This is a genomic window from Ruminococcoides sp., assembly GCF_057037865.1.
The window spans coordinates 1-11,662 of sequence record NZ_DBLZMS010000018.1 but is presented as its reverse complement, the minus strand read 5'-3'; the positions used below and the strand labels follow the sequence as shown (position 1 = coordinate 11,662).

The following is an 11,662-nucleotide window of genomic DNA, read 5'->3' as shown; positions in this document are numbered from 1 at the left end:
GTATGACTCGTCATCCGGCAAGCGTATTCACCGCAAGATTTCAAGATTGTGAATTTGTATACCATGTCCTTGCACAGGTGGTTACCATGTTGCACTTGACATATTATCCCCCCTACAGACAATACAGGTTTTTTATAATTTCAATTTCTTAAAGTTGTCATTCAAAATTGTGCAGGAGTTATCTAACTTTTGCAATTCCTGTTCGGTTAATTTTAGTTCCAGAATGCGTTTTGCACCGTTTGCGCTTACTATGCACGGGTTGCCGATGAACACATCTTTCTTGCCGCCGTATTCGCCACGCAGACGAACCGATACTGTCAGAACGCTGTTTTCATCTTGAAGAATTGCTCGGACGATACGGACGATTGACATACCGATGCCGTAGTAGGTTGCGCCCTTTGCCTCAATGATTTTGTGGGCGGCACAACGCACATCATCGCTTATCTGCTCAAGCTCCTCCATATAGTACGATTTTGGGTTATCACGCATGACATCCTTTAGCGGTTTGGCGGCAAGGAGTGCCTGACTCCACGGAACAAATTCGCTGTCTCCGTGTTCGCCTATTACATATGCGTGAATGTTGCGTGGATCAACCTCAAAATATTCGCCGAGAAGATATCTGAGCCGTGCCGTGTCAAGTGTAGTTCCCGTGCCGATGATTTTTGACGCATTGAATCCCGAAAGTTCATAGGTCACCCGTGTCATAATGTCAACGGGGTTTGTCGCAACAAGGAAAATGCCCTCAAAACCGCTTTGCACAATCTTTGGTACAATTGAAGAAAATACAACTGCGTTTTTCTGCAAAAGCTGAAGCCTGCTTTCGGTGGGCTTTTGATTTGCACCTGCGCAGATTACAACAATGTCGGCGTCGGCACATTCACCGTAACCTCCGCAACGGATTTTCATGCTTGAATGCGAAAATGCAAGCCCGTGGTTCAAATCCATTGCCTCACCCTCGGCACGCTTTTCGTTGAGGTCAATCATAACGAGCTCATCACACACATTTTGATTGAGTGCCGCATAGGCAAAGCTCATTCCGACCATTCCCGTTCCCACAAGTACAACCTTTCTTTTGTTTCCCGACATATGACCGTCCCTTTCATTTGTATTCTTTTTTTAGGATTTTCATATGTGCAAAAATTATTCTTAGGTTCAAAAAATTGATTGAATTGTGCTTTTTGGGGGAGTGTGAAAAAAATAACGGCAGAATCGGCTGTTTGTTTGGTGAAATGGCAAAGATTATATGTAAAAATCATCAAAATTCACTTGAAACGCAGATATAATTGTGCTAAAATTAATTTGACAAGGTGTTCGGAATACATTAGGCATATTCCGATTTTTATTTTATAGGAAAATGTCCGACAATGCTCGGACAGAGAAGTTTGAATATTCAGACTTTTACATTGTTATTTCCGTTATTCCAAGTTTGCACTTGGAATAATTGGCGAACACGGTTCGCCGCTACCAATGTGAATTCAAATGCGAAAGGAAAAGAGAAAAATGTACAAGATAGTTAAGAAAAAATCTCTGAATCCAACCGTTACACTTATGGAAATTGACGCTCCGCTTATTGCCAAAAAGGCAGAGCCGGGACAGTTTATCATTCTCCGTGTTGACGAGAACGGTGAGCGTATTCCGCTTACGGTTGCAGGCTATGACAGAGAGGCCGGCACAGTTCGTATTATCTTCCAGATTGTCGGTGCAACAACAGAAAAGCTCAATCACCTTAACGAAGGCGATTATATTCACGATTTTGTAGGCCCTCTCGGTGTTCCCACACATACAGACGGTCTTAAAAAGGTTTGCGTTGTAGGCGGCGGCGTTGGCTGTGCAATTGCACTTCCGGTTGCCGAAAAGCTCCACGAAATCGGCTGTGAGGTTCACTCAATTGTCGGCTTCAGAAACAAGGATCTTGTTATTCTTGAAGATGAATTCAAGGCTTGCTCAGACAAGTTTATTCTTATGACAGATGACGGTTCATACGGTCAAAAGGGCGTTGTTACAGCTCCTCTCGAAGAGATGATTAAGGCAGGCGAGGACTATGACCTCGTTATTACAATCGGTCCGCTTATCATGATGAAGTTTGTTGTTAAAACAACAAAGCCTTACAATATTCCCACAACAGTTTCCATGAACCCGATTATGATTGACGGCACAGGTATGTGCGGCGGCTGTCGTCTTACAGTTGACGGACAGACAAAGTTTGCTTGTGTTGACGGCCCCGACTTTGACGGCTTTAAGGTTGATTTTGACGAGGCTATGAAGCGTGGCGCAATGTACAAGCCGTTTGAGCGTCATGCATACGAAGAAACATGTAATCTGTTCAAGAAGGAGGTTGAGTAATCATGCCAAATATGTCACCAAAAAAGGCTCCTATGCCATCACAGGATCCTAATGTAAGAAATAAAAACTTTCTTGAGGTAGCAACAGGCTACACGGAAGAAGTTGCAATTGAGGAGGCACAGCGTTGCCTTAACTGTAAACACAGACCTTGCGTAAACGGCTGTCCCGTACATATCGCAATCCCCGATTTTATCAAAGAGGTTGCTCAGGGCAACTTTGCAGGTGCTTATGATGTAATTTCGCAGTCAAGCTCACTTCCTGCTGTTTGCGGTCGTGTTTGTCCGCAGGAGTCACAGTGTGAGTCAAAGTGCGTAAGAGGCATCAAGACTGAGCCTGTCGGAATCGGCAGACTTGAGAGATTTGTTGCCGACTGGCACAACGCTCAGACAGATGTTAAGGTAAATAAGCCTGAGTCAAACGGTCACAAGGTTGCTATCGTCGGTTCAGGTCCTGCAGGTCTTACCTGTGCAGGCGACCTTGCAAAGAAGGGTTACGATGTAACAGTATTTGAGGCTCTCCACCTTGCAGGCGGTGTTCTCGTTTACGGTATCCCTGAGTTCAGACTTCCCAAGTCAATCGTTCAGAAGGAAGTTGACACACTCAAAGAGCTCGGTGTTAAGGTTGAAACAAATATGGTTATCGGCAGAGTTCTCTCAATTGACGAGCTTATGGACGATTACGGCTTTGAGTCAGTATTTATCGGTTCGGGCGCAGGTCTTCCGAGATTTATGAATATCCCCGGTGAGAACCTTTGCGGTGTTTACTCGGCAAATGAGTTCCTCACAAGAACAAACCTTATGAAGGCTTATAAGGATGACAGCACAACTCCGATTATGCACGCAAAGAAGGTTGCAGTTGTCGGCGGCGGTAATGTTGCAATGGATGCCGCTCGTTGTGCAAAGCGTCTTGGCGCAGAAGAGGTTTATATTGTTTACAGAAGAAGCGAAGAAGAGCTTCCTGCCCGTAAGGAAGAAGTTGAGCATGCAAAGGAAGAGGGAATTATCTTCAAGCTCCTCAATAACCCTGTTGAAATTCTCGGCAACGAAGATGAGTTCGTAACGGGTATGAAGTGCATTAAGATGGAACTCGGCGAGCCTGACGCAAGCGGCAGAAGAAGACCTGTTGAAATCCCCGGCAGTGAGTTCGTTCTTGATGTTGACGCTGTTGTTATTTCAATCGGTACATCACCTAACCCGCTTATCAAGGCTACAACAAAGGGACTTGACACTCAGAAGTGGGGCGGTATCATCGCTGACGAAAACGGTCTTACATCCCGTGAGGGCGTATATGCAGGCGGTGACGCTGTAACAGGCGCCGCAACGGTTATCCTCGCAATGGGTGCAGGCAAAACAGCCGCAGCCGCTATTGACGAATACATCCGGAATAAAAATAAGTAATTTTTGTTCTGAGTTGAAAATGTAAAATTAAGGTCGGCGGTGTGCCACCGCTGTCTATTCGAGAAGATAGTTAGATAAAGAGATTGCATCAGATGCCCGAGAAAGGCTCTGATGCAATTTTTGTTATGTTAAAATTTTTCTCCGTATGGAAATCATTATCCCCTCAAACGGGTTGTGGGATTATACAAAACCTCGGCTCTTCGTGGTGTCAAGCCTCGTTGTTCTGTACTGTTTCCAAAAATAACTCTCACTCGTCTAATCCGTTCCAATCACTTGCGTGATTTACACGGTTTAGTCCTCGCCGGTCGTTATTTTTGGGTACAGAACCTCGGCTCTTCTGTTTTGCACAATAAATTAAATTTGTATATAGTCGGATTCTTTCTATTTTGGTATTGATTTTAGTATAAAATAGGTGTATTATGACTTTGATATGCGGACGGGTGAATTTTTTCAGTGGTCCGCACCTTGTTTTTAAATATTGGTTAAGAGGAAAATTTATGAGGATTATAATTGTTGGATGCGGAAAGGTTGGCTCTTCAATAGCGTCGGAGCTTAATTTGGAGGGGCATGAAATATCCGTAGTCGATATTAACCACGGTGCAGTCGATAAACTTGCAAATTCGCTTGATGTTCTCGGCATAGAGGGAAACGGTGCAACATATGATGTGCTTATTGAGGCAGGCGCAGAGTATGCCGATTTGCTTATTGCCGCAACCGCAAGGGATGAAATCAATCTGTATTCGTGTCTTATGGCTAAGGCGGCAGGCGTTACCCACACAATTGCAAGAGTGCGTAATCCCGAATACACAAACGACCTTTACAGAATCAAAGAGCATCTCGGTCTTTCTATGGCAATCAATCCCGAACAGACCGCCGCTAATGAAATCAGTCGTCTGTTAAGATTTTCGGGTGCACTTGAAATTGATTCGTTCTCAAAGGGCGTTGTTGAGCTTATCAAGGTAACTGTACCGCAGAATTCGTCAATTGTCGGAACTGCTTTGAGCAGAGTTGACAACCTCAGAGGTAAGGTGAGAATCTGTACGGTTGAGAGAGGGGATGAGATGTTCATTCCTAACGGTGATTTTGTTATTAACGGCGGTGACAGAATTTCTGTTGTTGCAAAGCCCGAAATTGCCGCAAAATTCTTTAAGCGTATCAGTATTGCAATCGGCAGAAGTAAGGATGTTATCCTTCTCGGCGGCGGCAAGGTTTCGTTCTACCTTGCAAAGACGCTTATTAAATCCGGTGCGAATGTCAAAATTATCGAGAAAAATCCCGAACGCTGCAACTTTCTTTCGGAGGCTATACCCGGGGCTGTTATAATTCAGGGCGATTGCATGGATCAGTCGCTGTTGCTTTCGGAGGGTGTTGAACACGCTGACGGCATTGCCGCTCTTATGGATTATGACGAAGAAAATATTATCATAACGATGTACCTAAAGGGCATTACAAAGGCAAAATTGATTACTAAGGTAAATAATGCGTCATTTGATCCGCTTTTGCATGATCAGAATTTTGAATGTATTATTCATCCAAAGAGCCTTACAGGCGAATATATTGCAAGATATATCAGAGCGATGCAGAATACGGGCGACAGCAATGTTGAATCGCTTTACCGCCTTAACGACGACAAGGTTGAGGCTCTTGAATTCAAGGTTAATGCGGAATCAAGGGTTACGAATGTTCCGATTATGAGCCTTAATCTGAAGGCTAATCTTCAGATTATCTGCATTAACAGAGGCGGAAAAATTATTCTTCCGCAAGGTACGGATGTGATTAAACCTGAGGACACGGTAATTGTGCTTACCATGCAAAAAGGTCTTAGCAAGCTTGAAGATATTGTAAAGCGTTGAGGGGAGCATAATGAATAAACGATTAATTGTGTATATCCTCGGCTGGGTTCTTATTGTCGAGGGCGCGGCTATGCAGATTGCAACCGTTACTTCATTTATATACGGCGAACACGAGGGACTTTATTTTCTTGGAGTAGGTGCTTTGTCAGCACTTTTGGGATTGCTTGCCGTAAAAGTAAAAAAGCCGAAAAATCCCGTGCTTTATCAGAAGGCAGGCTTTGCGGCTACTGCGTTAAGCTGGATTCTTATGTCTTTTGTAGGATGTTTTCCGTTCTGGCTGAGCGGTGAGATTCCGAGTTTTATTGACGCTTTTTACGAAACCGTGTCGGGCTTTACAACAACAGGTTCAACTATACTTACCGATGTTGAGGCATTGAGCCACGGAATGCTTATGTGGCGAAGCTTTCTCCATTGGTTGGGCGGTATGGGCGTAATCGTGTTCTTGCTTGCTATTATCCCGAAGCTCGGCGGTCAGCAGAATATTTTCCTTATGAAAGCCGAGAGCCCCGGTCCGATTGTGGGCAAGGCTGTTCCGAAAATGAGAAATTACGCAATGATGCTCTACGGAATTTATTTCGGCTTGACTACACTTGAATTTATATTTCTGATTGTAGGCAAAATGCCTGTTTTTGACGCACTTAACATAAGCTTTGCAACGGCAGGTACGGGCGGTTTCGGTGTTACCAACGCAGGTATCGCTTCATACAACAATTATCTGCAAACCGTTATTGCTGTATTTATGATGCTGTTCGGAATTAACTTTTCCGTGTATATCCTCATTCTTGCGAAGAAGTTTAAGCAGGCTTTCCGCATTCAGGAGCTGTGGGTTTATTTCGGAATTATCGTGCTGTCAACAGCCTTGATTGCGTTTAACATCAGGTCACTTTATCCGAGCGCGTATGATGCGGTTCACCAGAGCTTTTTCTATGTTTCGTCAATTATTACGACAACAGGTTTTGGTTTGACGGATGTCAATAACTGGCCTGAATTTTCAAAAACTGTGATTATGATTATCACATTTATCGGTGCAATGGCAGGCAGTACAGGCGGCGGTTTTAAGGTTTCAAGAGTTATTTTGCTCTTTAAGGAAACACGAAAGGAGTTTTCACTCCTCATTCATCCGAGAAATGTTAAGACCGTTAAAATGGACGGCAAGACGATTGACCACAACGTTATGAGGTCAACTTCAATTTTCCTTGTGCTGTACATCGGAATCTTTGCGTTAAGCTGGCTTGTGCTTTCGCTTGATCAGACGGATTTTGTGACGAGTTTTACGGCTGTTGCCGCAAATATCAACAACACAGGTCCGGGTCTTGGAATGGTTGGCCCTGTCGGCAACTATTCGGAATTCAGTATTTTGTCAAAAATTATTTTGATTTTCGATATGTTAGCAGGCAGACTCGAATTGTTTCCGTTGATGTTGCTGTTCGCCCCGTCAGCGTGGAAAAAATCGTAAGTAAATTGAAAAGATTATAATAAAGATCGGGAAGACAGTTTGCAAAATGCAAAACAATGTCTTCCCGACTGTTTTTTATATGTGGAATTGTGCGAATAATTACAATACTACGCTCGGGCATAATATGTTTTTAATATTACAAACTGTCTTCACGAACCGGGAAAGACGGCTAGCCGTCAATTTAAAAGCACATCGGCAATTGCGTTGCCTAACAGACTGCCCGAGTAGGTTGCCTCGTCAATGGAATTTGATTCTGTGCCGACTTCTATTAACAGCGAACCGTTGCAAACATATTCATTGTATGCAAAGTAGTCAAAATTCAGCGGTCTTGTCATATCGGGATAGAGGGTTTCGGCTTTGTCCTGAATTTTCAGGGCAAAGTTTAAATTTTCCTCCCAGCAGTCAAAACCCCGTTCACCGTCTGTGTCACATCCCGCAAGAATCATAATCTGCGCACCCTTTTTGCCGTTGTATGTAAACACGGGCTTAACCTTGTTTTCGTCCGTTCCGATTGCATCACGGTGCAGGTCGATAACAACCTTGATATCGGGATATTTTTCAAGATTTTTATACACTGTGTCAACACTACGGTCATACGAACCGTTGTAGGATTCATCGTGAATTGTCGTGTCATGAACCGTTTTTATTCCACGCTTGTTGAGCTGTTCGGTGAGTGCATCTCCGACTGCCACAACATTGAAATCGTTGTTGTTTGTGCGTGAATAAAAGCTGTCATAGAAAAAGTTAACATCTTCGTCAAGATATGCCTCGCTTGTGTGGGTGTGGTAGATAAGAACCTGCGGTGAGTTTATGCCCTTGTCAATTGAAAACGGCAGTTTTGCCGAAAGAAGTCCGTCAAAGTCAAGGGACAGTCCCGTTTTGTTTTTGACAAAGCAGTTGTCAACCTGAGTTCCCGTGTCGCCTATGGTGCGTTCCTCAACCGTGTATTTGTTCTCGCCGTCATGGTTGCCGTAGGAATCGTAATAGGTGCTTTTGTCACGCTTGTGATTTTTTTCGGCTATGGGTTCTGTGTCGGCTGATTCTGTGGGCTTTTGGTCGGAATCTGTCGGCTTTTCCGTCTTTGAATTTTCAAGCTTGTATTCTCCGTTTGTGAGAGTAAAAGCGGCAGCGGCAAGTGCCGCAGGATTCTGTGATTCAAAGCAGAGAGGCAGTCTGTATATAACGCTTAAAACAGCCGTTGTCAACAGTACAACGGCTGTGCTTGTTTTTAAGGCTTTTTTCAGTTTCTTTTTTGATGTTCCTTCACTTTTCACAAAATCACCTGCAATCCGTACATATGTTGGCTATCGGTTTCTGCAATAAATATATGCCGTGCTGTAGGTGAATATGTGTAAATATGCGTGGATTTACATTAACGAGATGAGGTCGGGCAAATCAAATTCATTTTGCAGCGCTCCGTTGAGCGCAAAGGCTATGAGCCTTGAGGCTCTTTCCGTGAGCAGGTCAATTTCTCTCGGAATGACTACAAGCTGTCTGCCCTGCGGCATAAGCATTTTCTGCGTTTTTCGGTTGCAGTCATTGCCGAGAATGTCAACCGCAAGTGTTTGTGCGTCAACAACGGTCGGCACTCCGATTGCAATAACAGGAACTCCGATTGTTTCCTTTGTGATTTTGGTTCGGTGGTTGCCCACCCCAGCACCGGGTGAGATTCCCGTGTCGCTTATCTGAAGTGTACAGCCGAGCCTTTCGGTTCTGCGTGAGGCGAGTGCGTCAATTGCAACAACGGCTGTCGGTCTTATCCGCCGTACAATGCTGAGAATGTATTCGCCTGTTTCAATGCCCGTCTGTCCCGTGACTCCCGTCTGCATTACGGCAACGGGGCGAAGTCGGTCAAGTCCCGTTGAACGGGCAATTTCTCCGCCTATGTGACGGGTGGCAAGCACTCGTCGGCTTGTTTTCGGTCCGAGTGAGTCGGGAGTGATTTCCATGTTGCCGAGTCCTGCAACAAGCACAAGTCCGTTTACGGGCAACAGCCGTTTGATTTCATTGCCGACGGTTTCAAGCCGTTTGTCGGTTTCGGTAAAATTGTCGGTGAGTGACGGCAACTCAATTGTAATGTATGTGCCGATTTCCTTGCCGAGTGCCTGTCTTGCCTTTTGGTTCTTTACAATCAGCCGTGAAATTTCAAGACCGTTTTCACTGTATTTTTTGAATTCAATACCGCCTGTGTTTTCTCCTGCAATTTCTCTTGCCTCAATTGCAAGGTCGGTTCTGAACTGCAAAATAATCCCCCGTTTCGCAAATTTGTTTGTATATTGTTATTATTGCGCAATTTTATATTATGTATTCTATTTACAAGACTATTTTGTTTTGTTATAATCTTAACGCAGGTATCTACTGCTTTTAGGCAGTAGATACTCCCGAAATTCAGTTGACACTGAATTTCTAAGGAGCTGACGCTCCTCTGCGTAGATTGCAATCTATCACAAATTCCGCTCCTTGCAAGCAAAGCGGAAATTGTTCAGATTTAAATCCTTTATCATAAAGAAAAAGAGATAGATTATAATTCTAAAACAAACACACATCTTTACATTATATACAGGTGATTTTATGAACAAAAAATTTGTTGAAAAATTTACCGCAGTGGTTTCTGCGGTGTGTATGATTTCGGTCGGCATTGCAAGCGTAAATGCGGCTGAAATTGATGACGGATTTGAGTCGGTCACAAAGAATGCACAATCTTCGGATTCGTCTTTTCCGTCTGCATATTCCGCAATCGGCTATTCGCTTGTTGACGAAAATGGACTTCCGAGTAATTTCAGCTCAAAAAATCTCGGCTTTGTAACACCTATCAAGGCTCAGCAGTATAATGATTGTTGGGCGGTTGCAGGCACAGAAGGCTTTGAAACAAAGCTTTTGAAGCTTGGCTATCCCGTTACCGAGATGTCACATGACCACGCAAACGCAAGTTCCACAACCCAGACAAACGGCAAGGGCTGGCAGAGAAAATACCGTGACGGCGGATTTACAAATATTTATCCCGGCTATCTCACCTCATGGCAGGGCGGTGCAGAGATTGCCGATGTCGGTGAGATTGATTTTTCAAAAAATATTCACGGCGATGATATGACAGCCGACAAGACTAAATACGGCACAACAAAACTGCGTTATCTTGACGGCGCTGATTCAAACGAAATCAAGCAGGCAATAATCGACAACGGCTCGGTGACAGCGTCATATGCCACATCAAACAAGTGCTTTAACAATGCAGGCACAACCTACTTTATGCCGCAGTCATATGACGGCGACTATGTCGGTCACACAATCAGCATTGTGGGTTGGAACGATAATCTCAGCAGGTACAGATTCTCTAACGGAACAGGTGTGTTGCCGCAGAACAACGGAGCATGGCTTGTGCGCAACAGCTGGGGCGATAACAACACAATGGGCGGTTATTTCTGGCTTTCATATGAGGATAAGTACATTTTCGGCGAAAAGTATTCCCCGAATTTCACAATTGACGAGGTGACGGAGATTACCGACGATATGACATTGTTGCAGGATGAACGCTACGGTGCTACATACAGCTTTGATTATGTTGACAGCAACGACATTACATTCATCAATTGCTTTGATTTTGGCGAAAACAGCCGTACACTTGATAAGGTGCTTTTTGAAACAAAGAGCAACGGTGCGGATTATGAGATTTACTACATTCCCGTAAGAGACGGTGTTCCCTCAAATGATGAGAGCGAATGGAAGTCTGTTGCCTCGGGCAAGGTTGCATACAGCGGTTATCAGTCTGTTGATGCAAACGGATTTGTTGCGCCGCTCGGAAGAGGTGCAGTCGGTGTGAGAATCAAAACAAATTCAGAGGAATCAAGTCAGCTTGGTGTAGGCGAATGGCTTACAAGTGCAACGAAAATGACATTCCTCAATGATTCATCTTACGGTAACAGCTACATTAAATATGACGGCGCAACATGTGAACTGCTCGACTGGTACAAAACCGAGAGAGATGATACGCTCGGCGGTACATTTGTTATCAAAGCTGTGGCACTCAAAAATGATAAGATTTTGAACGGCGATGTTGACCTTGACGGAGATATTACCGTTAAGGACGCAACCATTGTTCAGAAGTATATAGTAAAGCTTGAACAGCTTGACAACACACAGCTTTGCAATGCCGATTGTGACGGTGACGGAGATATCACGGTTGCCGATGCCACGAAAATTCAGAAAATAGTTGTGGGAATTAATTAAAATTGAAAATGGACGGCGAGCCACCGTTCTCGGTTCGTGAATACAGTCGTTTCAAGGCGAGAGCGTAGATGTCCGAGCGGAAGTTTTTTTAATTGAAAGTTGAAAATTGAAAATTGAAAATTGCGGTCGGGCAGACAGTTTGCAAAATGCAAATCATTGTCACCCGACTGTTTTTGTATATATAGAAGTTGCGTTTAAATGTATGGGCGAACCGTGTATGCCTGCAAGTAATGGTACAAATTATATGTTAAAACAAATTTTATAAATGTCACAAATCAGTAGGGGCGGTCATCGTGTCAAGTGCAACATGGTAACCACCTGTGCAAGGACATGGTATACAAATTCACAATCTTGAAATCTTGCGGTGAATACGCTTGCCGGATGACGAG

8 protein-coding genes are annotated in these 11,662 nt (G+C 44.0%); 5 read left to right on the top strand and 3 right to left on the bottom strand.

Translation table 11 applies throughout. From position 1 onward, the window contains the following. Positions 1–132: 132 nt before the first annotated feature. Positions 133–1,086: an L-lactate dehydrogenase gene (locus tag AC2HW8_RS10320; protein WP_304007318.1), complete on the bottom strand. Its 954-nt coding sequence runs from the start codon at positions 1,084–1,086 to the stop codon at positions 133–135. A 414-nt stretch (positions 1,087–1,500) separates the two neighbouring features. Between AC2HW8_RS10320 and AC2HW8_RS10315 the strand changes: the two genes are divergently transcribed. From AC2HW8_RS10315 to AC2HW8_RS10300, 4 genes are all read left to right on the top strand, one after another. Continuing rightward, positions 1,501–2,343 (top strand): sulfide/dihydroorotate dehydrogenase-like FAD/NAD-binding protein, encoded by an 843-nt coding sequence (locus tag AC2HW8_RS10315; protein WP_021883219.1) that lies wholly within the window; start codon positions 1,501–1,503, stop codon positions 2,341–2,343. Positions 2,344–2,345: 2 nt separating this feature from the next. Further along, a complete protein-coding gene (gene gltA, locus AC2HW8_RS10310) occupies positions 2,346–3,740 on the top strand; it encodes an NADPH-dependent glutamate synthase (protein WP_021883220.1) in 1,395 nt (464 codons plus the stop codon). A gap of 497 nt (positions 3,741–4,237) precedes the next feature. Next, positions 4,238–5,593, top strand: a complete 1,356-nt coding sequence (gene trkA / locus AC2HW8_RS10305; RefSeq protein WP_021883221.1) for a Trk system potassium transporter TrkA — start codon at positions 4,238–4,240, stop codon at positions 5,591–5,593. Positions 5,594–5,603: 10 nt separating this feature from the next. Next, on the top strand, positions 5,604–7,049 hold the full coding sequence (locus AC2HW8_RS10300; protein ID WP_484327542.1) for a TrkH family potassium uptake protein: 1,446 nt from the start codon (positions 5,604–5,606) through the stop codon (positions 7,047–7,049). Positions 7,050–7,225: 176 nt separating this feature from the next. Here AC2HW8_RS10300 and spoIIP read toward each other — a convergent pair whose 3' ends face one another. Continuing rightward, on the bottom strand, positions 7,226–8,323 hold the full coding sequence (gene spoIIP / locus AC2HW8_RS10295; protein ID WP_484327541.1) for a stage II sporulation protein P: 1,098 nt from the start codon (positions 8,321–8,323) through the stop codon (positions 7,226–7,228). Positions 8,324–8,416: 93 nt separating this feature from the next. Then, entirely contained in the window at positions 8,417–9,292 is an 876-nt protein-coding gene (gene gpr, locus AC2HW8_RS10290; RefSeq protein WP_046433046.1) for a GPR endopeptidase, read from the bottom strand. A gap of 328 nt (positions 9,293–9,620) precedes the next feature. Between gpr and AC2HW8_RS10285 the strand changes: the two genes are divergently transcribed. Continuing rightward, positions 9,621–11,273 (top strand): lectin like domain-containing protein, encoded by a 1,653-nt coding sequence (locus tag AC2HW8_RS10285; RefSeq protein ID WP_295024071.1) that lies wholly within the window; start codon positions 9,621–9,623, stop codon positions 11,271–11,273. The last annotated feature ends 389 nt before the right edge of the window (positions 11,274–11,662 follow it).

Excerpts from the sequence above, each read along its gene's own strand:
- AC2HW8_RS10300 (WP_484327542.1), top strand. The coding sequence starts at position 5,604 with ATGAATAAACGATTAATTGTGTATATCCTCGGCTGGGTTCTTATTGTC.
- trkA (WP_021883221.1), top strand. The coding sequence starts at position 4,238 with ATGAGGATTATAATTGTTGGATGCGGAAAGGTTGGCTCTTCAATAGCG.
- AC2HW8_RS10285 (WP_295024071.1), top strand. The coding sequence starts at position 9,621 with ATGAACAAAAAATTTGTTGAAAAATTTACCGCAGTGGTTTCTGCGGTG.
- gltA (WP_021883220.1), top strand. The coding sequence starts at position 2,346 with ATGCCAAATATGTCACCAAAAAAGGCTCCTATGCCATCACAGGATCCT.
- AC2HW8_RS10320 (WP_304007318.1), bottom strand. The coding sequence starts at position 1,086 with ATGTCGGGAAACAAAAGAAAGGTTGTACTTGTGGGAACGGGAATGGTC.
- AC2HW8_RS10315 (WP_021883219.1), top strand. The coding sequence starts at position 1,501 with ATGTACAAGATAGTTAAGAAAAAATCTCTGAATCCAACCGTTACACTT.